This is a genomic window from Oculatella sp. LEGE 06141, from assembly GCF_015207605.1.
Classification (GTDB): Bacteria; Cyanobacteriota; Cyanobacteriia; order Elainellales; family Elainellaceae; genus Oculatella.
Genome location: NZ_JADEWO010000031.1, coordinates 1 through 23,972, shown reverse-complemented (window position 1 = coordinate 23,972; position 23,972 = coordinate 1). Strand labels below are relative to the sequence as shown.

General features: G+C 51.1%; 26 protein-coding genes and 1 riboswitch. Of the genes, 10 read left to right on the top strand and 16 right to left on the bottom strand.

Going from position 1 to position 23,972, the window contains the following annotated elements; all coding sequences use genetic code 11:
* Window positions 1-118 precede the first annotated feature (118 nt).
* Window positions 119-1,069, top strand: coding sequence for a M23 family metallopeptidase (locus tag IQ268_RS19485; protein ID WP_193882833.1), 951 nt, complete (start codon window positions 119-121; stop codon window positions 1,067-1,069).
* Window positions 1,070-1,187: 118 nt separating this feature from the next.
* Complete coding sequence (locus IQ268_RS19480) at window positions 1,188-1,736, top strand: late competence development ComFB family protein (protein WP_193882830.1); 549 nt, start codon at window positions 1,188-1,190, stop codon at window positions 1,734-1,736.
* Between the two features lie 113 nt (window positions 1,737-1,849).
* Here the strand turns inward: IQ268_RS19480 and IQ268_RS19475 are convergent, their stop codons facing one another.
* Window positions 1,850-2,491, bottom strand: a complete 642-nt coding sequence (locus IQ268_RS19475) for a L,D-transpeptidase (protein WP_339383419.1) — start codon at window positions 2,489-2,491, stop codon at window positions 1,850-1,852.
* Window positions 2,492-2,550: 59 nt separating this feature from the next.
* On the bottom strand, window positions 2,551-4,848 hold the full coding sequence (locus IQ268_RS19470; protein ID WP_193882828.1) for a DUF1565 domain-containing protein: 2,298 nt from the start codon (window positions 4,846-4,848) through the stop codon (window positions 2,551-2,553).
* A 237-nt stretch (window positions 4,849-5,085) separates the two neighbouring features.
* On the opposite strand from IQ268_RS19470, the gene IQ268_RS19465 reads away from it, so the two are divergent.
* The 3 genes from IQ268_RS19465 to IQ268_RS19455 all read left to right on the top strand — a co-directional run bounded on the left by IQ268_RS19465 (window position 5,086) and on the right by IQ268_RS19455 (window position 7,585).
* A complete protein-coding gene (locus IQ268_RS19465; RefSeq protein WP_193882825.1) occupies window positions 5,086-6,186 on the top strand; it encodes a thiamine phosphate synthase in 1,101 nt (366 codons plus the stop codon).
* The gene (gene thiS, locus IQ268_RS19460) at window positions 6,179-6,409 is read left to right on the top strand and encodes a sulfur carrier protein ThiS (RefSeq protein ID WP_193882822.1); all 231 of its coding nucleotides are present in this window, start codon (window positions 6,179-6,181) and stop codon (window positions 6,407-6,409) included. Before IQ268_RS19465 ends, thiS begins: the two co-directional genes overlap by 8 nt.
* Before the next feature lie 216 nt (window positions 6,410-6,625).
* Entirely contained in the window at window positions 6,626-7,585 is a 960-nt protein-coding gene (locus IQ268_RS19455; RefSeq protein ID WP_193882819.1) for a DUF1517 domain-containing protein, read from the top strand.
* A gap of 38 nt (window positions 7,586-7,623) precedes the next feature.
* Here IQ268_RS19455 and IQ268_RS19450 read toward each other — a convergent pair whose 3' ends face one another.
* Both IQ268_RS19450 and IQ268_RS19445 read right to left on the bottom strand, forming a co-directional pair.
* Window positions 7,624-8,373, bottom strand: a complete 750-nt coding sequence (locus IQ268_RS19450) for a TIGR04283 family arsenosugar biosynthesis glycosyltransferase (RefSeq protein ID WP_193882816.1) — start codon at window positions 8,371-8,373, stop codon at window positions 7,624-7,626.
* Window positions 8,354-8,998, bottom strand: a complete 645-nt coding sequence (locus tag IQ268_RS19445; RefSeq protein WP_193882814.1) for a TIGR04282 family arsenosugar biosynthesis glycosyltransferase — start codon at window positions 8,996-8,998, stop codon at window positions 8,354-8,356. Before IQ268_RS19445 ends, IQ268_RS19450 begins: the two co-directional genes overlap by 20 nt.
* Before the next feature lie 417 nt (window positions 8,999-9,415).
* On the opposite strand from IQ268_RS19445, the gene typA reads away from it, so the two are divergent.
* Entirely contained in the window at window positions 9,416-11,206 is a 1,791-nt protein-coding gene (typA, locus tag IQ268_RS19440) for a translational GTPase TypA (protein WP_193882810.1), read from the top strand.
* Between the two features lie 112 nt (window positions 11,207-11,318).
* Here the strand turns inward: typA and IQ268_RS19435 are convergent, their stop codons facing one another.
* Window positions 11,319-12,650 carry a hypothetical protein gene (locus tag IQ268_RS19435; protein WP_193882807.1) on the bottom strand — a complete coding sequence of 444 codons (1,332 nt, stop codon included), beginning with the start codon at window positions 12,648-12,650 and terminating at the stop codon, window positions 11,319-11,321.
* 288 nt (window positions 12,651-12,938) lie between these two features.
* On the opposite strand from IQ268_RS19435, the gene IQ268_RS19430 reads away from it, so the two are divergent.
* On the top strand, window positions 12,939-13,460 hold the full coding sequence (locus tag IQ268_RS19430; RefSeq protein WP_193882803.1) for a photosystem I assembly protein Ycf3: 522 nt from the start codon (window positions 12,939-12,941) through the stop codon (window positions 13,458-13,460).
* Window positions 13,461-13,602: 142 nt separating this feature from the next.
* Window positions 13,603-13,893, top strand: a complete 291-nt coding sequence (gatC, locus tag IQ268_RS19425) for an Asp-tRNA(Asn)/Glu-tRNA(Gln) amidotransferase subunit GatC (RefSeq protein ID WP_193882800.1) — start codon at window positions 13,603-13,605, stop codon at window positions 13,891-13,893.
* A gap of 43 nt (window positions 13,894-13,936) precedes the next feature.
* On the opposite strand, the gene IQ268_RS19420 is transcribed toward gatC, so the two are convergent.
* The 3 genes from IQ268_RS19420 to fraC are packed head-to-tail and all read right to left on the bottom strand — an operon-like array spanning window position 13,937 to window position 16,326.
* Entirely contained in the window at window positions 13,937-14,722 is a 786-nt protein-coding gene (locus IQ268_RS19420; protein ID WP_193882797.1) for an ABC transporter permease, read from the bottom strand.
* 48 nt (window positions 14,723-14,770) lie between these two features.
* Complete coding sequence (locus IQ268_RS19415; protein ID WP_193882794.1) at window positions 14,771-15,784, bottom strand: DUF5357 family protein; 1,014 nt, start codon at window positions 15,782-15,784, stop codon at window positions 14,771-14,773.
* Window positions 15,781-16,326, bottom strand: a complete 546-nt coding sequence (gene fraC, locus IQ268_RS19410) for a filament integrity protein FraC (protein WP_193882791.1) — start codon at window positions 16,324-16,326, stop codon at window positions 15,781-15,783. Before fraC ends, IQ268_RS19415 begins: the two co-directional genes overlap by 4 nt.
* Window positions 16,327-16,557: 231 nt before the next feature.
* Here fraC and IQ268_RS19405 point away from each other — a divergent pair, with 231 nt between their 5' ends.
* Window positions 16,558-17,688 carry a cob(I)yrinic acid a,c-diamide adenosyltransferase gene (locus IQ268_RS19405; RefSeq protein WP_193882788.1) on the top strand — a complete coding sequence of 377 codons (1,131 nt, stop codon included), beginning with the start codon at window positions 16,558-16,560 and terminating at the stop codon, window positions 17,686-17,688.
* A 131-nt stretch (window positions 17,689-17,819) separates the two neighbouring features.
* On the opposite strand, the gene IQ268_RS19400 is transcribed toward IQ268_RS19405, so the two are convergent.
* The 3 genes from IQ268_RS19400 to IQ268_RS19390 form a co-directional block, all read right to left on the bottom strand.
* Window positions 17,820-18,227, bottom strand: a complete 408-nt coding sequence (locus IQ268_RS19400; protein WP_193882785.1) for a DUF4278 domain-containing protein — start codon at window positions 18,225-18,227, stop codon at window positions 17,820-17,822.
* Between the two features lie 44 nt (window positions 18,228-18,271).
* Window positions 18,272-18,353: riboswitch (Glutamine riboswitch) on the bottom strand.
* 176 nt (window positions 18,354-18,529) lie between these two features.
* Window positions 18,530-18,727 carry a hypothetical protein gene (locus IQ268_RS19395; RefSeq protein WP_228035528.1) on the bottom strand — a complete coding sequence of 66 codons (198 nt, stop codon included), beginning with the start codon at window positions 18,725-18,727 and terminating at the stop codon, window positions 18,530-18,532.
* Window positions 18,728-18,891: 164 nt separating this feature from the next.
* Window positions 18,892-19,323, bottom strand: coding sequence for an NUDIX hydrolase (locus tag IQ268_RS19390; RefSeq protein ID WP_193882782.1), 432 nt, complete (start codon window positions 19,321-19,323; stop codon window positions 18,892-18,894).
* A 106-nt stretch (window positions 19,324-19,429) separates the two neighbouring features.
* Between IQ268_RS19390 and IQ268_RS19385 the strand changes: the two genes are divergently transcribed.
* Entirely contained in the window at window positions 19,430-20,287 is an 858-nt protein-coding gene (locus tag IQ268_RS19385) for an alpha/beta fold hydrolase (RefSeq protein WP_228035527.1), read from the top strand.
* A 67-nt stretch (window positions 20,288-20,354) separates the two neighbouring features.
* Here IQ268_RS19385 and IQ268_RS19380 read toward each other — a convergent pair whose 3' ends face one another.
* The 5 genes from IQ268_RS19380 to radC all read right to left on the bottom strand — a co-directional run bounded on the left by IQ268_RS19380 (window position 20,355) and on the right by radC (window position 23,862).
* Complete coding sequence (locus IQ268_RS19380; protein WP_193882779.1) at window positions 20,355-20,633, bottom strand: DUF1816 domain-containing protein; 279 nt, start codon at window positions 20,631-20,633, stop codon at window positions 20,355-20,357.
* A gap of 76 nt (window positions 20,634-20,709) precedes the next feature.
* On the bottom strand, window positions 20,710-21,867 hold the full coding sequence (gene rlmB, locus IQ268_RS19375; RefSeq protein WP_193882776.1) for a 23S rRNA (guanosine(2251)-2'-O)-methyltransferase RlmB: 1,158 nt from the start codon (window positions 21,865-21,867) through the stop codon (window positions 20,710-20,712).
* A gap of 186 nt (window positions 21,868-22,053) precedes the next feature.
* Window positions 22,054-22,431 carry a Mini-ribonuclease 3 gene (locus IQ268_RS19370; protein WP_228035534.1) on the bottom strand — a complete coding sequence of 126 codons (378 nt, stop codon included), beginning with the start codon at window positions 22,429-22,431 and terminating at the stop codon, window positions 22,054-22,056.
* 244 nt (window positions 22,432-22,675) lie between these two features.
* Window positions 22,676-23,038 (bottom strand): STAS domain-containing protein, encoded by a 363-nt coding sequence (locus IQ268_RS19365; RefSeq protein ID WP_193882941.1) that lies wholly within the window; start codon window positions 23,036-23,038, stop codon window positions 22,676-22,678.
* 92 nt (window positions 23,039-23,130) lie between these two features.
* Entirely contained in the window at window positions 23,131-23,862 is a 732-nt protein-coding gene (gene radC / locus IQ268_RS19360; protein WP_193882773.1) for a DNA repair protein RadC, read from the bottom strand.
* Window positions 23,863-23,972: the final 110 nt, after the last annotated feature.

Here is a 23,972-nt window from a genome sequence, read left to right as displayed (position 1 = left end):
GTCAGCATTTCCGCCGCTAAAGAATTAGCGCGTCGGAAGGTTAATCCCCAACCAGGGGTGGAACTCCCAGTCTGAGGATGTTAGTCTATCTGGTCAATAGCGCTCAATTCGGTCTGCCATGACTACACCCCACCGTTCCCGTGTGACTCGTCGCTTTACCCTCAAACAACCGATTTTTGCTGGCTTGTTTGCTCGTCTCGGGGCTTACCTATGGCTTCATCGAGTGCCTGTTGGCCTGTTCCTGGGAATAGGAATCATTCTGTCATTATCAACCACTCCAGCTCAAGCGATTCAGGTACAGCTACAGCCGAATGAACCCCAACTGGGCGACACCATTTCGGTGGCTATCCAGACTACAGCAAGCAATAGCGCTCCCCCAACTGTTTCAATCAACCAGAACACCTATCCAGCCTTTCCCGTAGAAGCGAACCGATTTCGGGCGCTGTTGCCCACAACGCCCCTCGATCAGTCGGGACGAGTAGAGATTCAGGTGAACGGGGCAGGAAAGAGCCAAAATCTGGCCGTCTGGTTGCGCGATCGCTCCTTTCCAACCCAACGCATTACCGTGAGCGGTGGCGGCTCAGGCGGAACAGACTACGAATTTGATCGAGTGGATGAGTTTAAGCGGTTGGTTACACCCGAAAAACTATGGAACGGCCCGTTTCAGCGACCTGCCGCTGGTGGGGTCACATCTGAGTACGGAGTACGTCGCTACTACAACGGAGTCTTCGCCCAGGATTATTATCATCGCGGCGTTGACTATGGCGGCGGAGTGGGGGCACCCGTCGTCGCCCCTGCGGCTGGTCGAGTTGCGCTCATCGGTCGCGAAAGCGACGGATTTCGGCTGCACGGTAATACAGTTGGCCTGGATCACGGGCAGGGCGTTGCCAGCATTTTTCTGCATCTCAGCCGCATAGATGTCCAGGAAGGGCAGTTTGTCCAGGCTGGTGAGCGGCTAGGAGCGATCGGGGCCACGGGATCAGCAACGGGGCCTCACTTGCATTGGGGTTTGTATGTGCATGGACTGGCCGTTGATCCAGTCCCCTGGCGCTATGACGGATTTGACTAAACTCTAATATCAACAATCCATCTGTGGGCATCGAGCCTTTTTAAATTTCTAGGGCACACTAAGGCGGTAGGAATTACAAAGAAGCCCCTTAGTCGTGCTGTGGAGCACAGATGGCGATATGAGCATTGAAAGAATTGTTGAACATGCATTGCAAGACGGCTACCTAACCCCAGCAATGGAAGCAGAAGTTGGGCGGATTTGTGACACTGCCGCCGAACTGTCCATCGAAGAGTACATGGCGTTAGATCGGCTGATGGGAGCTTTACTCACCGGAGAGGTGGTTGCCGTTCCGCGCAAGCAGTTTATCAACGTCATGGAAGAACTGGTGTTAACCGAGGCGATCGCCCGCGTTGCTGAAATTGAAGCAACGAGCGACTGTACGCTTGATTTAGGCGATATTGCAGCCTATGCGTTAAACCGTCTACCACCGCTTTACGCGACGACCGAAGAAGGGGCAGACTACCAGCGCTCTCGGGCAAAAGACGAGCTTCAAGTTCTGATCGCGCAACAGGTTAATGAAGCGATCGCTCGAAACCTCGATCGCCCTGAATTTTATCCAGAACGGCAAGCACTGGGTAAAAACGCTGGCGACGAAGTGCTAACTCAGGTGAGTGCATTGCTACAATCCTATGCTTACAAATTCGAAGCTCATCCTAAAGCAGGCTAAGCGATTGCGCTCCACGCTGAGCGGCACCCGTTAACAGGCTGCATCAACCCATCACTGTTGATACAGCTCAATCCCTCATTCCTGTCCTGCGTCCCTGTTGCTTTCCTGCTTCACTAAGGCCGAACAATCACCGTCGTCCCTACAGAAACTAGCGCGTATAGCGCCTGAACATCAACATCTCGCATTCGAATACACCCGTGCGAAACCGCCTGACCGATCAAGTCAGCGCGGTTTGTGCCATGAAAGCCGATCTGATTTTCCCCATCTGTCCAAAATCCAATCCAACGAGAACCCAGGGGGTTATCCGCTCCCGGTGGAAACACTTCGTTGGTAATGGGATGTCGCCAGTGGGGATACTCTTGCATTTGAAGCACACTGAATGAACCGCTGGGCGTTTCCCACCCAGCCTGCCCCACGGCGATTGGGTAACTGTTTTGTGTCGCTCCAGATTGAAATAGGGATACCTGGCGATCGCTCAAATCTACAATCAGAACCGGTTCATCCAGCGGTATGACTGGATAAAGAGCCTGACGCAGGGTGCCAGCCTTGGGTCGAGAAGGTGTCGCTACGCCCTGAGACACGCTGCTGTCTGTGGTAGCAGCCAGATTTGAATCATCGGTTGCCACCGGGGCAGACGACGAAGGTTGCCACCGCGCTGAAAGCAACAGTACCGCTGCCGCCACAAAGCTCAACAGCATAAAGCTGCGCGTTAGGAACTCTCCTTCGCTGGTTCGGTGCTGTCGGTAAGGTTTCACAGGTCATCGCCCAATGAATTGCCACAGTACAATTCATTGTTTCTTAAACTCTATGATACTCACTCCACCGACTGGACGATTGCACGTAACCCGCTGTTGTTGAGCATCCGAGCCGCATCTTCCGCGTTAGCGCGATCGCTATACGCCCCCGCCTGCATCACAAGCCGTCCATTGGCATAGGTACGGAAGGCACCTGGAATAAGCGATCGCACTTGAGCCTGCATTCCCTCATTTTCAGCTTCAACCACAACCCGATAACGTAATCCCAACGCTGCCGCCTGACTAGAACCCACCGCCGAATTGAGGGCAACTCGCTGTAGCGGATCGCGTGATATGGCAACCGTTGGCATCCCTGCAATGTTCCCAACTGGGATATCAGAACCAGGTACGGGCAGCAAATTAGCCTGGGGTAAAGGCACAACCGCCTCCGACGAACGTGCCACAGTTTGTCTGGAATTCGTTCCGGGTGCAGGAACAGACGATGTAGCAGGCGGCGGCACAGGAATTTCAATGGCCGCTGGAGATGCTGCCCCAGACGGACTTGAGGTTGGACGAGCCGTGTTTGCGGAGGAGGGACGCTGTATCAAGATGTCTCGAGCATCAGGACGAGACGACGAGGGCTGGGTGGCAGTCGTTGCAGGTGGCGGCACAGAAATGTCGATAGGCGCACTGGCTGCCGCAGTTTGGGTGGGTTGAGCAGTTTCAGACCTGGTAGGAGGAGATGCTGTAGCAGGGGCTGGCACAGGAATGTCGATCGCGGCAGGAGCGGCGGCTAGCGGCCTGACCGTAGTAGCCGGATTGGTCGCGCTGGCACGCCTCGGAACAGGAGCAGGAGCAGCGGCAGGCGTTGGAAACGTGGTCGCTGTTAGTGAATCGTCGCTTGCAGGTAAAGCCGTTGAACCCGTGTTTGATGGCGGCAGGTCTCCTGCGGATAAAGAATTCGGAACAGAGGATTGCAGCCTGGGTAAGGCGGAAAAGCCGCCGGGAGCAGATGAGCCAGCAGACGTAGCCGGATTGAAAGAGTCACTGGTGGCCACACTGAGGCTGTTTGGGTCAGGACTGATTTGCTCGGAACTCACCGCAATGGGTGCAGGTGCCGCTGGGGTTGGGGTTGGCAATCGGTTAGGTGCCGCTGATGGGCTGGCAGTCGGCAGAACTGGCCGAGAGGCTACTGGAGCCGGAGTAATCGCGACGGTTCCAGCCATATCCACCTGACCAACGGTTCGCTCTGCTGCCACCTGGTTTCCAGCAGCGGGGAAAGGCTGGCGTGCCGCTTCGGCATTGATGTCATGCCGACCATTGTTGCGAAATGTGTTATTGCCCGCCTGGGCAGCGGTACCCAGATCGGGCTGGGATTGCGCGATCGCCACCAGACCATCTCGCACATTTCCTTCAATCGTGTTGTCGCGCAAGACAGGACGGGCGTTGGCCTGAACCACGACACCGTCTTGATTTTGACTGATGCGGTTGCCGATAATTTGAGGAGCTGCATTCTGAGCGACATTAATGCCAAAGCCTGTTCGTTCAAAGACGTTCTCGCGAATCTCAGCCCGTGATGTGCCAAACACAGTAATGCCATTGGCTCCATTTTGCACGAATGCATTGGCCTGAATCGTTGGCGCACCGTCACCTGTAACTGAAATTCCGTCATGGGTACTGCCGCTAAACGTATTGCTAGCGACAGTAGGATTGCTGGATTCAATCCACAGTCCATAACCTCGCGGGTTTGGATTAGTAACAGTGACCCCTGTAATCACCGCTTCAGTGGCCCCCAGAACAGCAACATTCTGATTGGCAGACGTAGGACTGGCAAAGACTCCCCCCCCTCGAATTACGATGCCGCGTCCCTGCGTGGCCGGATCGCCTTGTAGCGTCACACCCGACTTCAGACGAATAGGAAAGCTCTCCCCTGTCTCGGTGCTGTAGGTTCCGGTTGCCAGAATAATGACGGTGTTGGGTTGAGATAGCTCTAAAGCACGGCTAATGGTGCGGAAGGGCGATCGCTGGCTACCATCTCCAGTGTCATTCCCAACCGATGGATTCACAAATAAAAGCTGCTGTGAGGCAGAAGGTGCGGCTTGGGCAAGTAATACCTGGTGTTCGGGCAGGTGTTCGGGCACGGTTTCTAGCGCCACGGCCCTGACTCCCAAACCGCTTAGACAGACCGCAGCCATCAACCCGACATGAACCAGAACCTTCAGGGAACTAAGGGGTAGCGGCTCTGAACGGGACAACTCTTGAACAGGCTGTGGAGCGATGCTCTGCCATTTGAGAAGAGAGGGTTGCAGCGAAACGGTTAAGGGCACTGCCAAGCGTTCAGCGGAGTAGCGATCGCTGTGAGGATACATCGAACCCATATTTGTCCTCCTAACACCACAGGTAGCAAGTTCAATCAGTAAGCAGGGCAGACCAACAATGAAGAATAATGGCTGTAGTTAACCATACTTCTGAAGTATTGGACTAAATTCTGCCCGATTTTTCCGAATTAGAAACGATTTACGAACAAAAATTTCGCCAACTTGTTACAAAGTCGTGCCCTGACGGATAGACAACTAATCGGGCTGGTAGGATGAGAAATTAATGGGACAGTTCCGATGGGCGAGATCGATAGCCAGAATAGAAGCCAAACTGAACTCGCTGAGTCCGTCGTTTATCGAATCCTGGATGCGAACTTAGATCGGGCACGGGAAGGGCTACGCATCATCGAAGAATGGTGCCGATTCGGACTCAATAACGCGCAACTGACAGACGACTGTAAGCACTTACGCCAAGAAATTGCCCGGTGGCACCATGCAGATATTCGGGCAGCAAGGGATACGCCTAATGATGCCGGGACAGCGCTAAGCCATCCTCAGGAGGAGCAGCGGACTACTATTACTCAAGTGCTGCAAGCAAACTTCTGTCGAGTCGAAGAAGCGTTAAGGGTACTGGAAGAGTACGGAAAACTTTACAATTCGCAGATGGGTGCAGCCTGCAAGCAAATGCGCTATCGGGTTTACACCCTGGAGAGTACGGTGATTGGCTACCAACGCCATCACAAGCTGCGGCGATCGTTGCTCTATTTGGTGACATCAGCCCAGGAGAATCTGTTTGGCATTGTTGAAGCGGCCTTACAGGGTGGGTTGAGTTTAGTCCAATATCGTGATAAGTCGGCAGATGATCTGACTCGCCTTCAAACTGCCGAAAAACTAAGGCAAATTTGCCATGGATATGATGCGCTATTCATCATGAACGATCGCGTCGATTTAGCGCTGGCAGCCAATGCAGACGGTGTCCATTTAGGCCAGCAAGATGTATCGATCGCCCTGGCTCGCCAGCTATTAGGATCTCAACGAATTATTGGTCGCTCTACTACCAACCCAGACGAGATGAATCGTGCCCTTCAAGACGGAGCCGATTATATTGGCGTTGGCCCGGTGTATGAAACGCCGACGAAAGCGGGCAAACCTGCCGCCGGGTTAGAGTATGTGCAGTATGCAACGGAACATTCTCCGATTCCGTGGTTTGCGATTGGTGGAATTGACTCCGATAATGTACAGGACGTTCTTCACGCTGGAGCCAAGCGAGTTGCCATCGTTCGAGCCATTATGGAAGCCGAAAATCCAACCTTGATTACTCAATATTTACTCTCTCAACTAACTCGAACCAGTAGCCTTCGAGCTGGTGAATTACGCTGTGATCAAGCCCATGTCTAGTTCGTCTGAAGCGACTCGTCCCATCACACTCTCCGTCAACGGAGAACCTCACCAATGTGCTCCTAACCTCTACCTGCCCGACCTCCTACAGCAGTTAGGGATGAATCCTCGCCTGGTTGCAGTTGAATACAACGGCGAAATCCTGCACCGTCAGTTCTGGGAGGCTACCATCATGCAGGAGGGCGATCGCCTCGAAATTGTCACCATTGTTGGGGGTGGATAACCCATCCATGCATCCACCGTTTAATTACGGCTATCCCCCTAAAATCCTCCTTAAGCCGCGCCTGCCGAGAATGTAGAAGGCGATACACTATAAGGGTAGTCAGATTTTGTAACGTTTGATAAAGAAACGGTTTTAAGCATACAGTCTGGCTACGAATAAACCCATTTTATCTAGCCAGAGCGATAAAATCTTGTCCGATAGAACAGGCGTAGTCCTATGCACAAAAAATTAACTGGATTGCTCAAACCGATTTTAAAGTCACTCCTGATCGTTGGCTTGATAGCCACGATGGTATTGGGTCAGGCAGATGGCGCACTGGCAGCCAGAGGCGGTCGGATTGGCGGCGGTGGGTTTCGATCCGCTCGTCCCTATGCTCCTCCTACCCGCACCTATCAGCCCCCCGGTGGTGGATACTATCCCGGTGGCGGTGGCTTTGGCTTCCCGTTCTTAATTCCGTTGTTTGGCTTTGGCGGTGGCTTTGGGGGTCTGTTCTCCATTCTGTTGTTCCTGTCAGTTGCCGGGTTCTTAGTCAGGAGCTTTCGTAGCGCAACGGGTGGAGACAGCCTGGGATATGGCACCAGCTCTCCCAATGTTTCGGTGGCAAAGGTGCAGGTTGGTTTGTTGTCTAGCGCTCGGTCGCTACAGCAGGATCTCGATCGCATTGCAACCACGGCTGACACCGGTTCAACGGAAGGCTTAACCCAGGTACTTCAAGAAACCACACTATCCCTACTGCGTCATCCAGAGTATTGGGTTTACGCAGGGGCAGAAAGCCAGCAAGCTCGGTTAGAAGCGGCTGAAGGTCAATTCAATCGCCTAGCCCTGACAGAGCGTAGCAAGTTTACAGAAGAAACGTTGTCTAACGTCAACAATCAGTTGCGGCAGGCGGCGACCAAAGGCGAACTGCCTGCGGCAGGTGGAGCGCTAGCTCAGGCCAACTTGCCCGAAAACCCTGGCGAGTACATTGTGGTTACACTGCTGGTGGCTACCCAGGGTAAGCTGCAACTACCAGCGATTAATGACTCACAAGCACTGCGTCGTGCCCTTGGGCAGATTGGTGCTATTCCCAACGACCAGTTGTTAGCGCTCGAAATTCTGTGGACACCTCAAGCAGAGGGTGACACCCTCTCAGCCGAAGATGTCTTGACAGAGTATCCTGATTTGAAGCTGATCTAACAACTGTTTACCGCTAATACCAATGAGGGCTAACTGGCTTAGCCCTCATTCTTTTTTTGGAAGGACTGCCACAGCGATCGCACCCACTTCCACCCCGTAAACCCACTGCGATACCAGCGCACCAGCAGACTGGGTGGAACGCCCAGCAGATAGGCTGCAATCACAATTTGATTCATCACTGTAGTTTGCCAGACGCCTAGCCTTTGCCATCGCCGTCCGGATGTAATGACTGGGGCAGGGGCGATCGCCACCCGTCCCCTGCGTCTTAACCGCCGCACCAGTTCAAAATCTTCCATGATGGGCATTTCGGCAAAACCGCCCAACTGATGAAAGGTTTTCGCTTTTAGGAAAATGGCCTGGTCGCCGTAGGGAAGCTGGCAAAGGTGCGATCGCCATTTCACTCCCTGCTCAACCCACCGCAACCCTGGTTGATCACCTTCGATTTTTAGCGTGAAGGCTCCTACGATCACTCCAGGCTTTGCCAGCGTTTGGTGTACGTAGCTGGCAAATTGGTCAGGCAGCCGAGTATCTGCGTGCAAAAACAGCAGTACGGTACCCGTAGCAACCTGTGCGCCTGCGTTCATCTGCCTGGCTCGTCCTGGCAGAGAATCAACCAGCCGCACTCCCAGGGCTTTGACTCGATCGACCGTTTGATCCTGGCTGCCACCGTCAACAACAATCACCTCTATACCCAGCGTTTGCTGAAGCGGGCGCAACACGACCTCAATGTTCTTTGCTTCGTTCAGAACAGGAATGATGACTGATAGGCTATCTGGATTGGATGGCATTGGTCGCTATTTGCTCCCAGATGGGTAAATCGTCGGGGCGATCGATGTCTGTCAAGGGTTCTAGAAACGCTGCGGACAGTTGCAGGCGACTGGCAATCTCGACTGTGCGCGAAAATACCTCTGCGGTGCCCCAAACAATGCCCTGGAATAACTCTGGAACAAAGCGACGTAGACCAATCAGGTAATATCCGCCATCGGTTGCAGGCCCCAATACCAGATCATGCTGATGCAACTGCTCAAAGGCTTGAGCCAGTTTGACGGTATCTAACCCAGGGCAGTCTGTCCCAATGGTGATAATGCGATCGCTACCCGATGCAAACCCGCCCTGAAACGCATGAGCCATCCGTGCCCCCAGATCTCCCTCAACCTGGGGCTGGTAATCTAAGTCGTCACCCAACCAGGACTGCATCAACTGCTGCTGCGTTTCGGCAAGGGCACGATCGCTGGCGAACCAGATTTTGGCCTTAAGCGGGTAAGAAGCGGCCAGTGCCTTCACCTGTACCAGCATGTGTTCGGTCATCTGCTGTTGTAAGCGAGCGGCACCTTCGGCTCCCAACGCTGGGATTAGTCGCGTCTTTGTTTTTCCAGGGGTAGGGTAGCGCGTAAAAACAACGAGTTGATCCATCTTCAGGGCAACTTAGCGGATAGATGACCCCTTATCCTGGCATGGTTTAAAGCAACAAACCTGAGCAGACGCTGAAAACGTCCCTTGAATTGGCAACTGAATTGGCAACGTTAAGCTGACCGAACCAACCCAGGCCATTGCTGTGTTGCTGGATTGAGTGTCACCTGTGCCTTTTGACTATGCCCTGTCTGTGAGTCGTCCATCGTTCACCAGTCGTTTATCAGTCGTTCTTCAGTACATAGTGATCGGCGTTGAGGGGCGATCGCCAAAAACTCGCAAGCTGTTTTGTAAACGATTAAGCTAAGATCATTACGGCTTCTTTACATGTCTTAGACTCAGATGACAACGAAAAAATTCGTTAAGAAGCCAACGGATTCATTTAACTTCACTTCCTGACTTTACCACTGGGACTTTCCTATGACGCTGCCCATCCGCAATGTTGCCATCATTGCCCACGTTGACCACGGCAAAACGACTTTAGTTGATGCACTGCTAAGACAGTCTGGCACATTCCGAGAGGGCGAGGAAGTTCCAGACTGTGTTATGGACTCAAATGCCTTAGAACGGGAACGAGGCATTACCATTTTGTCTAAAAACACAGCCGTTCACTACAAAGACGTGCTGATTAATATTGTTGATACGCCCGGCCACGCCGACTTTGGTGGCGAGGTTGAGCGGGTATTAGGCATGGTCGATGGCTGTATTCTCATCGTCGATGCCAATGAAGGGCCAATGCCCCAAACTCGCTTTGTGTTGAAAAAAGCCCTGGAGAAGGGTCTGCGCCCAATTGTGGTGGTCAACAAAATCGACCGTCCGCAAGCTGATCCGTTTGGGGCGATCGACAAAGTCCTCGATCTGTTCCTTGAACTTGGTGCAGACGACGACCAGTGCGAGTTCCCGTATTTGTTTGCCTCCGGCTTATCGGGCTATGCCAAAGATGGGTTAGACGATGAACCTAAAGACATGCAGCCCATGTTTGAAGCGATCTTGCAGCATGTTCCGCCCCCCGTTGGCGATCCGAACAAATCGCTCCAGCTTCAGGTCACAACCCTGGATTACTCTGAGTATCTCGGTCGAATTGTGATCGGCAGAATTCACAACGGCACTATCCACTCTGGTCAACAGGCTGCGTTGGTCAAAGATACGGGTGATGTGGTCAAGGGCAAAGTCACCAAGCTGATGGGCTTTGAAGGGCTAAAGCGCATTGACCTGGAAAACGCCTCCGCTGGCAACATTGTTGCGGTTGCTGGTTTTGCCGATGCCAACATTGGAGAAACCATCACCTGCCCCAACGAACCCAAAGCGTTACCGCTAATCAAGGTGGATGAGCCAACCCTGCAGATGACTTTCTCTGTCAACGACTCACCGTTTGCGGGTCAAGAAGGAACCTATGTCACCTCTCGCCAACTGCGCGATCGCCTCTTCCGCGAGCTAGAAACCAATGTGGCGATGCGAATCGAAGAAACCGACTCACCCGACAAATTCCTGGTATCGGGTCGGGGAGAACTGCACCTCGGTATTTTGATTGAAACCATGCGGCGAGAAGGCTACGAGTTCCAGGTCTCCCAGCCTCAGGTGATTTATCGGGAAGTGAGCGGTCAGCCCTGTGAACCGTTTGAGCTGTTGGTACTCGATGTACCAGAAGACTCAGTCGGCGGCTGCATCGAGCGCTTAGGGCAACGTCGAGGCGAAATGCAGGACATGCGAGTGGGCGGTAACGGGCGCACCCAACTGGAGTTTGTCATTCCAGCTAGAGGGCTGATTGGCTTCCGAGGCGAGTTTATGCGCCTGACCCGTGGCGATGGCATCATGAACCACAGCTTCCTTGATTACCGTCCAATTCTAGGAGACGTTGAGACGCGCCGAAACGGAGTGCTAATCTCCTTTGAGGAAGGCGTTTCTACCTTCTATGCCATGAAAAATGCCGAAGATCGGGGCGTCTTTTTCATCAGTCCCGGCACCAAAGTTTACAAGGGCATGATTGTGGGCGAGAACAACCGCCAACAAGACCTGGAGCTAAATGTCTGTAAAACCAAACAGCTCACCAACCACCGTGCCTCAGGCGGTGAAGAACTGGTACAGCTTCAAACCCCAGTAGACATGAGCTTGGAGCGAGCACTCGAATATATTGCGTCAGACGAATTGCTGGAAGTTACGCCAGAGTCGATTCGGCTACGGAAGATGTCGAAGAAATTGGCTAAGCGCTAAAGATCGCTGAATCAAGCAAAGCAAATCTAACGAAAAGGGGCGGTCAATCAGACCACCCCTTTTTCATGCAACTCAGGCAAACCCAGGAAGGCATTCAGGTGTTAAACCAGGACTACGAACCCGATTCTAAACGTCGCCGCCATTCTGCATCGATTTTGTCAGCGTCCGCTGCTTCCTGCTCAGTCAGATCCATCTCTGTGGTGTAAGCTAGATCGTCCTGAGAGACGACGGTTCGAGCCGCAAACTGCTGAGCATAAAGAATCTTGTGTTGCAATGCGGTATTACTCTGATCCAGTGCAAGTCTGGCTCGTTCTTGTCGTTTTTCGTTGGCCGCTTCAATCTGCCGATTGCGCCACTGAATCCAAAAATAGCGGATGAGGGGAACTGCCAGGAAGGCAATACCATACGCCAGTAGCAGCCAGTAAATTCCAGCTACAAAGGCCACCAACCCGCCCAATTGAGCAGCGATCGTACCATCTGCCAGCAGCCGTCCCAGCACCATTGCTGCCACCAGATTGACCACACCCAATCCGGCAGCCAATGTGAGTTGACTAGACCCAGCCTGACTAAACCGCCACGGTGACGCTTTTAAATAGGCCGCAATGGGTTGAGAATTTTGCTGAGAGGCCGTTACCTGAAGCGAGGGAAAGTGATAAACGATTTGCCCCTCTGAACTCACTTCTGGGCGACCGTTAAAGCGAGTTAGCACGGGCAGCATATAGTCTTCATACTCTTTGCTGTGACCATCACCCAGGTCATCCAAATACGGGGCAATTTGCTCAGCGGCAACCGCACCGCCGTTATTCCGAATCACCGTCGCGATCGCACGCCAACGCCGTTCTTCCAGATCCGCGTTAGGGTTGCCATCCCCAAACAGGAACGAGAAGATGGCTTCCAGAAAATTCATCTGGTTATCTGAATCAGTTCTGCCGCGAGTTTGAGCGGGTGGACGGCGGTAGCTCCTCCGGCTGTAATAATGGGGACTAAACACCCAAAACGGATTCGGGCCAATCCACATTCTTGGCAGAAATACCATGCCGCCACCGTAGTTGCTGCGCCGATTGTTGCTGCCTTCACGGCTAGAATTTAGCGCCGTCACGATGATGATGATGGTCAAAACCATCAGCACAATCGAAGCGATTAGCAAAATGCCAAAGGAGATACGGATTAAATAAAACAGCACCCCCCAGACCTTATCCCACCATTCCTGTAGGCGTAATCGCCAATGCTTGTTACGCAACACGCCACGGAAGTTGCGGGGAAATTGATAGGCAATCTCACCTGACTCTGCAACTTGTAGGTGTCCGCCTGCCTCCGAGGCCAGTGCGAGTAAGTCACGCTCGGCTAGCTTAACGTCTAACCCTGCCTGAGATGAAACATCCCCTACCGTAACGCGATAGCCGAGTTTTTCAACCGCTTGCATGACAGTCGGATTTGGAGCCATGCTTGTTCCTCTGTAAACATTGTGGGGTCTACTTCCAGTATAGATTCGGGCTTCTTTGATAAGGGAAGCTGTAGCGATCGCCCCTACTAACCTGGTTGGGCAACAAGCCGATGATCAGAGCGTTCAGCGTGCCAGCCGCGTTCAAACAGCGTTAAATTAGTCAACAAGGAGTCACCTGTAGCTAAAAAGTAAGATAGGCTGATCGGTTAGAATTTGAAGTTGCCATTCAAGTTGGCACTCAGCCGCAATTAGCTGTCACTCCAACAAAGCACTATCTTAGAAGCGAGTATGCCTAGATCTCAGCGTAACGATAACTTCATTGATAAAAGCTTCACAGTCATGGCAGACATCATCCTGAAGATCCTGCCAACCAACCAGAATTCCAAAAACGCGTTTGCTTACTACCGGGATGGCATGTCTGCTCAGGCAGATGGTGAGTATGCAGAAGCGTTGGCAAACTATGAAGAAGCGTTGACTCTTGAAGATGACCCTAACGATCGCAGCTACATTCTCTACAACGTTGGGTTAATTCACGCCAGCAACGGCGAACACGAGCGGGCGCTGGAGTTTTACCACCAGTCGTTAGAGCTAAACCCCCGAATGCCGCAAGCGATGAACAACATCGCCGTCATCTACCACTACCTGGGCGAACAAAAGAAGGAAGCAGGCGAGTCTGAAGAAGCAGAAGCGCTGTTTGACCAGGCCGCTGACTACTGGCTCAGAGCGATTCGCATGGCTCCCAATAACTACATTGAAGCCCAAAACTGGCTGAAAACGACGGGTCGCTCCAAGGCAGATATTTTCTTCTAAACGCTCCTGTCGTTTAGCTCTTGTCGTTTGGGATGGTTCCTCCAAAACCACCACCAAGCCAGCCATATCCCGTAGCAATATGAGCTGCCCTGCCACGGCAACTCACCCCTTTACTTTGAACGGCGCGTTAATTTAGGTGTCTATGATTGATCGTGAACAAGTCCACAAAGTAGCTCATCTGGCTCGGTTGAACCTGACCCCTGAAGAAGAGGAACAGTTTACAACGCAATTGGGCAACATTTTGGGTTACTTTGAGCAGCTAAACGAACTCGATACCAGCCAGGTTGAACCAACGACACGGGCGATCGACGTTAGTAATGTCACTCGTGCTGATATCACCAAGCCTTACGAAAACCGCGAGGCCATTCTTGAGTCTGCACCCAACCGGGAAGGAGAATTCTTCAGAGTGCCGCAAATTTTCAGTGAAGAGTAACCCTCTAACGCATTGTGCAGAGAGAGGTGCAGAGAGTATGCAACTAAAACTCTCGGCGCGAAAATACAGCAACGGCGATCGCCAGCAGTAATACGATATAGAGCAAGCCATAGGCAGCACTGCCAACTAGCTCAGTTGGCGAAGGCAATAGCTGAACACCATATACCGCTTGATTTTTGAGGTCGAACCGAGACAAATCGGGTAGCACCAGGTACAGGCTCTGGGTTACCCGTTGAATCGTTGGATTATCTGCAAGATTGCCCAACGCCACCAGGTCTCGGCTGAAATGTCCCATCAGGTACACGGCAAAGGTCAGCAGTGTAGCCAGTAAGGAACTGGTAAAGACACCGAAAAGAATGGCAACGGCTGTAATTAAAGCTAGTTCAAGCAGTATATAAAGCGATGCCAGCAAGATGCTGCTGAGCGGATACGCAATTTGGTATGCCGTCAAAACGCCGATATAGATGGCGGTCATTGCCAGTATTAGCACAGCCAGCACAGCCGTCAGCCCCAGGTGCTTACCCACCACAAACTCGATGCGGCTGATCGGTTTAGCAATTAGAACATAGACCGTTCGTTTTTCAATTTCTTTGTTGACCAAACCCGTTCCAACAAATACAGCAATTACGAGTCCCAGCAAACTAATAGCCGCCAAACCCAGGTCTCGCGTAATTTTGGCTTCATTGCCAGCGGCTACTTCAGGCAACAAGGCTGTAGCCGCAATCAGCAGCAGCGCAAAGAACCCGACCAGGTACAGGATGCGATCGCGAATCACTTCACGAAACACGTTCGTTGCAATGACCCCTATTCGACTCAAACTTACTCCCATTCTCAACCCCATAGTTCAGAATTTAATTCAAATGCCAGTGCTCATCACCTAGTTTCTAACCCTTAACGCTTCAGGTAAAACAACTGGATCGCAGGTAACCTGAGTCGATACCACCGTTGACGGACTGCCCGCTCCTCTCACCGTTCGAGTCGAAATTTGCCGTAGAGCACAGGTTTTTCCAATTGTGTACCCCTGCGGCTGAGAGCTAGGCCCTCGCCAGATTGCCTGTAGCTGGAGCGTATAGTCGGGTTGTCCCTGAAGAATAAACATGTCCAGATTCCACCACTGGCTTTCTTCAAAACGGGCAATGCTTGCCTTCGCCTCTGATTCAAGTTCCTGTTTTTCGCTGTCCAGGTTCATTAACCAGAGTTCTACAGCCCCCCAGGGGCGGCCTGCCAGATCATTCTGCAAAATTGCTTCGGCTGAATTCAACATTAGGATGCCCTGGGGTGGGTCAATTGAATCAGAATCGAGCCGCACCACAAAATTACTTTGCCGGAAGCTTTCTGCCAGCAAACTGGGATAGTCAGCCAGCCAGTTCTGAACCACAAAGTAGAATTGAATCCAACAGCTCAGGAGAATGCCAAAGAGCAACACGATCACAATGTCCTGCCGTCCCGGCGGATCAGGAATTTTGTAAGTTGGGCCAGGGGCAATGAATCGACGCAGAGCCGCAATAGAAGCGGATATTAAAGGCCAGATCACCAGCGCGGTAGAAAATGAGTCGTTCAGGATTTGTTCTCGAAACAAAAATATACAGATTAATGCCCCAGTGACCCAGGGGCCGTAATTGATTTGAATGCCCGGAAGAGGCAGCTTTTTTCCTGACAACGCCCAGCTCACCCCAAAAATCAAGAAAATCCAACCGAATGATGATGCGACCTCTCGCAGCACAGGGTCTTCGATCAACCATGCAACCAACCAGGAAAACAGGCTTAATAGCAAGAGGGTTTCCCACGAATAAGGCTGGATCTCTTGCAGGCGCTTCCAAAGGGCTTTCAACCCGTTGAGGGCAGCTTCAATAAACCAAATTTTCCAAAGGAAGGTAAAAAAGCTTTTCACGGGAGCACTTCGGTTGGGTTAGTTTGAAGTAAGATTCTCAACAACAAAATCAGCAAAATAGCACTGTAACTAAACGCATTTGCCATCAAAATGGCGTTGGCTTGTTTGGGAGGTTCTAAAACATCGTCTCTGCTGCGAATCAGCGATTTATATCGTCGAGACTTTTGCTGAGATACCTCTTCTTTTCCTTCTTTTAGCAGCAATTGCAGTAAGTTGAGCGCTTGTAACTTGATCAAAAAGCTAGCAAAGAATGTCACAAAAGCGATCAAAATGACCAAAACAATGTTGGAGTCCCATCGATCGAAAAAAATAACCTCCAGCAACTGTCGCTTCAGGTTGGGAGACAAAACAAGTTGCAGGTTGAAAAAAGCGAGCCACCCCACAACGGTCGAGAGTAAGTTGAGCGACACGGCGTATTCAACACTCTTTTTGCGAGAAATATCTAGCCTTTGGTAAAAGGTAAACGCCTCAACCGCGATCGCAGTTAGCAACAACACAATCTGAAAGGCGATCGCTTGCAGCGGCACAACAGCGCTATTCATAAGCAACTCCACGGTAGAGTGTTGATCAAAGAAGCAGAGATGGCGATCTGGTTAGCTACGCAGTGGCAGCCCTTTGGATAAACGCTACATGTAGGATGGCATTCACAGATTTAACCTTTGAGAACTCTACTGGTAGAGTCATAAGGTAGAGTCATAATAGGGGCATAGACAAACTAAGAGCTAAGTACCAATCTCCGCCAAAATGCAAGGCTCATGAACAATCTTAAGACTATGACACGAAAGGGAATCGGTATTCGCACAGCGCAGATTCGCAGCGAGCGCTTAGCGGGTCAGATTCACATCTATGATGGGGCAGGCAAAGGAAAATCGCAGGCGGCACTGGGTGTCGTATTACGCTCAATTGGGTTGGGTATCCATACTGGGTTACAAACTCGCGTTCTACTGCTTCGCTTTCTGAAAGGGCCGGGTCGCACCTACGATGAAGATGCTGCTATTGAAGCCTTACAACGCGGTTTTCCCCACTTAATTGATCAGGTGCGGACGGGTAGAGCTGAGTTCTTTAATGCTGACGAAGTCACCCGATTTGATCGATTGGAGGCTCAGCGAGGTTGGGATGTTGCCAAAGGGGCGATCGCCTCTGGCTTGTACTCTGTCGTCGTATTAGATGAACTCAATCCCGTTCTAGATTTAGGACTGCTTCCCGTGGACGAGGTGGTGCAAACGCTGAAGCACAAACCCGAGGATCTGGAAATTATCGCCACCGGGCGAGGTGCGCCTCAACCCCTTCTCGACATTGCCGACCTGCACTCTGAGATGAAGCAGCACCATTCAACGGCGGTGGTTCACGGGATAGAAGGGATCGAGATCTACACCGGGTCGGGCAAGGGCAAGTCTACTAGCGCCCTGGGTAAAGCCCTTCAGGCGATCGGCAAAGGAATCAGCCAGGATAAGTCTCACCGTGTTCTCATCATGCAATGGCTTAAGGGTGGCGTTGGCTATACCGAAGATGCGGCCATCGCCGCCCTTCATCAGAGCTATCCCAATCTGGTTGATCATCAACGCTGTGGCAGGGATGCCATTGTCTGGCGCGGTCAGCAGCAGGAACTCGATTACGTAGAGGCAGAACGGGGCTGGGAAATTGCCCGAGCGGCGATCGCTTCAGGTTTATACAAAACGATTATTTTAGATGAACTCAACCCGACCGTTGATCTAGAGTTGCTGCCACAACACCCGATTATTCAGGCATTGCTCCGCAAACCACGTGACACCGAAATCATCATTACTGGACGTTGCAAGAACCCGCCTGACTATTTCGATCTGGCTAGCGTCCATTCTGAAGTGTTTTGCCACAAACACTATGCCGAGAAAGGAATTGACTTGAAGCGAGGTGTTGATTTCTAGAAGCGATTGCCAAGCCTCAACACCTGGCCTAGATCAACAATTAGATCAGCAAAAGGAGCGCTGCCGACCACAACTGGATGGGTAGCGCTCCTTTTGAAGCGGAGAGTTGGATGAAATACTATCCCAACTTACTAGACAAACTGCTGCATCTCGCGCTCTAGCTGATTCAACAAACCGGTATCACCCTTAGCTTTGGCCACTTCCATACGGTGCTGCAATCGACGCTGAATGTTTTGGCGATGAATTCTGGCGACTTCGCTCAACACGGCATGTTGCGATCGCACGACTGGATGAATATAGGCAGGAACAGCCGCTTTAGAGCGAACGGCAGGTTCAATCGCCTCAGTGGAACCCAAGGCAGTCGTACGATAGGCCACACCTCGATACGTGAGGTTAAGAATGGGTTGAGGAACCGGGATATGTCTGAGGTAGCCAAACTTAAAAGCTTGTCCTCGATACTGCCCCGCCACTTCACTCTCAACTAAATCAACTGGAGTGGGTTCGTAATCGTACTTCACACCGCGATAAGAAAGTTTCATATAATTCGCTCCTGAATGGTAGTCTCGTGTTTTTTGTAAGACGAAACGCGTTCCTTCGGGCGAGACCCCTACTTCCGTCCCAGAAGTCGTCTAAAATTGCTTAAGATGTCATCTGAGATGAACGAAACAGTATTTCTTTCTGTATCTTATTTTACTGTTTTTCCTCTATGCTTGCAAATTCAGCAAAACGTAACAAAGTCCAGATTGGACTTTCTGATTGCCGCTTCAATTGGTACTGAAACATAGAGCCAGCCTCGTTTAAGCCTTCTGTAGAATGCCAGTGGTAGGCTGCCTGTTTAAGGTTAATAGCTGTCGTCTCCCAGAATTGGGTTGCGATCTACAGATGCGGCACCTTGCTCTAAAGATGCCTCTCGGATAGCTTGCCAATAACAGAAGAGTTCAAAACCACTCAGGTCAGTAGTTTGATAGTCATGAACTGCTTGCTCAAGTTCCTGCTGTGTGCGGGGAACAGGAACAGTACATACTGATTCCGTCATCATAAGTTTGCCCAATAAGCTCAACAAAACAGCTCGAAACAGCTATTTTGTTCCCTAATATACCGAGCATTGCGGCAAAAAGTATTAAAAGATACAGATTTTAATCTGTCGTCCTCAACGGGAATCGAGCAATACAACTGGAGCGATCGCCTCAACGCCTAAGAGTCTCATCCAAGCAAGCGGTTGTGCTCCCAGAAATCCAACAGAATTTGCTGATGGAGTGCTCCTAATGGGCAAACCTTACCCGCACGCTCGGAATAGCGATCGCCCCGATGCACATCCTCTAGCGTGAAAAAACCCATATCCCAGCCTTCATTTAGTTCGAGCGCGTCAATACTGACGGTGAGCGGAGCATAAAACACATGCCGAATCACATGGTCATCGTCGTACGACTTAAACAACGACAGTTGAGACGGAACATGACCAATTTCTTCGGCCAATTCGCGTCGCACCGCCGCCGCTGGAGGTTCTTCCAGCTCCAAATGGCCGCCAAAAAAAGCCCAATGACCAGGGTAGATGATCTCAGGGATGTTATCGCGCAGTTGCATTAAAAACTGATTGTCCTGGCAAAGAATGGCGATCGCAACCTGAATAGGCATTTGGTTCACGCAAATGATTGGGTCGAAGTCCCCTGAGTAGGCGGTTAGATTGCCGTTAACGGCAATTACTCGTCAGACTGAGGATAGTCTACGCTAGAACTTCACTATGAGCGATCGTGTGTCACCAGTCGATCCCACTAAACCGATGCCGCTTGCCGTTGAAATCAAAGGTACTGGCTTTCCAATTCTCTGCCTCCACGGGCACCCCGGTAGAAGCAGCAGTATGTCTGTCTTTACAAATCATTTGTCGCAACGATTCCAAACCATTGCACCCGATTTAAGAGGATACGGTAAGAGCCAGACCAATCAACCGTTTCAGATGGCGGCTCACTTGTCCGACCTGGAATTACTGCTTCAGCAGCATCACATTTCCAGATGTCTGGTGCTGGGTTGGTCTTTGGGAGGCATTCTCGCCATGGAACTGGCTCTCAAACTGCCCAAAACGGTAAGCGGACTGGTTTTGGTTGCAACGGCAGCCCATCCCCGCAGCAACCATCCAGCTATCAGCTGGCAAGACAATTTATATACTGGATTAGCTTCCGTGGTAAACCGACTGGCTCCGGGCTGGCAATGGAATATTGACACCTTTGGCAAGCAGTCGCTCTACCGATACCTAATTCAACAGCACACAGCAACAGCCTATCAATACCTTGCTGACGAAGGCATGATAGCTTACCTGCAAACGTCAGCCGCGGCACAAAAAGCCCTTCGGACTGCGCTCAGAACGCGCTACGATCGCCTTGCTGCTTTGCAAGCTATCGAAGTTCCATGTCTCGTACTGGCTGGGGAAAATGATCGCCATATTACCGCCGCATCCAGCTGGGAAACGGCGCAACACCTGCCACAGTGTCAGGCAATTTGCTACCCCAACACTGCTCATTTATTTCCCTGGGAAATTCCTCAGCAAATACGGCTAGATATCGATCGCTGGATTGACCAGAACCCAGAAGTAATTGAAAGCTAGCGATCGCTGCCCAAAAAACTCAACTTAGCACTCAGTGCTCAACCGTCAGCGATCGCACCTGTATCTATTAACTGCTAAAAACGGGTGACGAAGCACTCATTCCGCTTGGTTCAGATGCTTCATCGTACACAGTCAACGTTCCAGGCTTACAGCGCTTCACCAAAGCTTTGATGCCTTGAGCAGACTCATGCTCCAGATCTTCGATATATCCACTTTTGGCCATTCTCGCCTCTTTTGAGTTCGCAAAAGGGCCAAAGTAATAGGTGCAGTTTGGATTTTCTGTAACAACTTCAACCCACCAAGCTAAACCAAACGCCTGAAGTAAATTTGTCCAAATTTCTTTCATAGTCCCTACCAATTCCCTGTTAGCAACTCGTTGAAACGCTAAAAGTGTGCAACCGTCACCGGACTTTGCACAAGTTTTACATTTCTACATTTTTCTTATACTCTGTCGCACCATTTTTTGCAAAGCCTCTATCTAGATGAAGAATAGTTGAGCGACGCTGGCGGTAAACCTCATACAGCACCATTCCCGCAGCGACAGAAGCGTTGAGGCTAGGCGTGTTTCCCTGCAACGGAATCGAAACTAAAACATCGCAACAGCGCTGGGTCAATAAGCTTAGCCCGTCCCCCTCAGAACCAATCACCAGCGCCACAGGGCCAGTAAACTTCACAGAATCGATCGCCTGGCTGGCTGTTGAAGCAGCACCATAAATCCAGAACCCTGCACTTTTCAAGTCCTCTAGCGCTCGGCTGAGGTTAACGACCCTGGCCACTGAGAAACTTTCCAGGGCTCCTGCGGCCACTTTTACAACAGCAGGAGTGATCCCCACCGCTCGTCGCTGCGGGATCACCAAGCCCTGCACCCCTAACGCCTCAGCAGTGCGGATAATAGCGCCCAGATTATGGGGATCAGTGATCCCATCAGCCACTACTATCACCGGCTGGTCTGTACTGGCTTGAGCCTGAGCAATTAAGTCAGGCAATTCCACATATTCATAAGGAGCAACCTGAGCAATCACCCCTTGATGGTTGACATTCGCAATTTGATCTAACCGTCGAGGTTCTACTTCATCGACGACCGTTCCATTCGCTTTTGCTTGGGACAACAAACCATGAAAACGAGCGTCGTAGCGTAGTCTAGACGTGATCCAAATCCGATTGAGGTAGCGATCGCTCTCCAAAGCTGCCAATACCGCATGACGACCGTAAACGAGATCCGTTTCAATATCCGTCGTTTCCCCAACGGCAACAGCCGGAAGCACCTTCTTATCGGGTTGTACAGCCAGCCTTCTAGAGCGGTTGGGTTCCCGATGAGCGCTTCTGGACGGAGATTTAGGTAAGGAATGTCTGGAAGAAGCAGGCTTAGGGAGAGAGTGTCTGGTTGGAGAATCCTTAGACGAGGCAGGTTTCCTGGGTGAGGCAGAATGCCTAGGCGAGGTTGTTTCTCCGTCCGAATACTTAGAGTCTGAATATTTGGAATCCGAACGTTTGGGGTCTGAACGTTTGGCAGAATTCGATCGCCGCTTCGGATAGCGAGACTTTGGATTGCGGCTTGAATTACGGTTGTTGTCAGTCATAGTGGTTACTCGTCACTGAATGAGCAGAAATTATAGTTATCAGCGTTGATTTGAGGCAGTAGCAAGTCCGGATACTACCGTTCCAGTGCCTACGGCGGCCTGGTCAATGTTTCGATGGTGCCATCGTCCTAGCGTGATGCCCCAACTCCTTATTAACCTCATGCTGAGAGGGGGTTAACACACTCCTCAATCTGTCAACTCAGACTCCAAGTAGTCCAAGAGCTGAAACAGGCGTTGGGAATCCGTTAAATATAAATAGCCAATCAATGTCTCTAAGCTCGTTGCCTGCTGATAGGTTGCGAGAGCAACCCGTTTTGGTTTTCGAGAAACAGCATTTCGCCCCCAACGAATAATCTCGCGTTCAGCATCTGTGAGGTGTAGTTGAAGCGATCCCAAATGCTGTGCTTGCTTTTCTGCTCTGACCTGTGCAACAACGCAATGATGGTAATCTTGCAACCGGCGCGGTGGGGATAGATAGAGCGTACGAATGTATAGTTCATAAACAGCATCTCCAATGTAAGCAAGGGATGCGGGAGAAAGCTGTCGCGCTTGACCTGGGGTCATGGAAGATGGGATACGAGATACATCAGAGAACAAGGAAACAAACTGAGACATCAAGTCCATATTGACCATGCCTAGCCCTTTCACATCACCATTCTCCGCACCTGAAGCGCTTACTGTCTGAGACACTCCGTCTCAACACAGCAAAAAACCAACCTGCTTGGTATAGAGGACATGTACTCCTCAAACGCTAAAACAACTTGGCTGAAGCCAGATCTGCTTGAGCTAACATTGCTTATAAGTAACGTTACTTAACATTCTCTAAAGCGTCATCCACCGACGGCTGAAGAGACAGAAATTTCTCTAACCGAACCAGCTTAACGGTCTGGGTCACGCGTGGGTTTGTCACAATCTGGACGCTACCTTCGGCCGTTTGAGCTTTCTTGACGAGCTGTACAAGCGCACCTAACCCAGAGCTATCAACAAAATCAATCTGAGACAGATCCAAAATTAAGTTACTTGGCCCTTCATCAACGTACTTGTCCATAACCTTGCGAAAGGTAGGCTCGGAGAAGGCATCCAATAACCCAGCAAGGCGAAATAGTTGGCAATTGTCCCTGACTTCGCGGGTGCCTCTTAAACTAACGGTCAGGGTGAGTGACTCAGGAATAAAACCCTCCTAAGAAAACAATCTATAACAACAAAATTAATTCGACGCTCAAGTATAAAGCAGGACGACAACTTGTGCAACCTCAAACCAGATTAATCTCCCTGTGGAGTTTCCTGCCACAGAGACGTTGTCTGACGCAGACTCAAGTAATCGCCATTACCTAATATTAGGTGATCTAGCAGTGGAATGCCCAAAAACTGAGCGCCAACTAGAAGCTGTCGAGTTAACGTAATATCTTCTGGACTAGGATCTACACTACCAGATGGATGGTTGTGCGCCACAATCAGCCGAGTCGCTCCTCGACGAATAACTTCTCGAAAAATGTCACGGGGATGCGCCAGGGTTTCAGTTGCTGTTCCAATACTGATTACCTGCATCCCAATGAGCCGATGCTTGATATCTAATAACAGCACTGCGAAGCGTTCTTGCGACTGCCACATCAAGTCATTGCTTAGGAGAGAGGCAGCAACAGCCGGGTCGTCAATCACGGCCTGATCAGAGGGACGGGCATGAAAAACCCGTTTACCCAGTTCGATCGCAGCCAAAATAGTCGTTGCTTTGGCAGGCCCAACACCAGGAATCTCCATCAACTCTTGAACACTGATATCTCTCAAGACCGCCAATGGCTCGCGCTGATGCTGGCCTAGTTTTTGCAACAAATACTGTCCCAAGCCCACAGCAGACAGCTTACCCTGTCCTTGCCCTGTCCCCAGCAAAATAGCAATCAACTCGGCAGTTGAAAGACTTTTAGGACCATGAGCAATCAAACGCTCACGGGGACGTTCGGTCGTGGGGAGATCAGCAACTCTGAGGCTATACATCATAGATACAGATACAGTCAGCAAGCAAAGCAAAAAATAGCAACACTCTATTTCATTCAGTTAACCCGATTTGATCAAGAGGAACGACATGTCCATTCCCTGTCTCTTATACA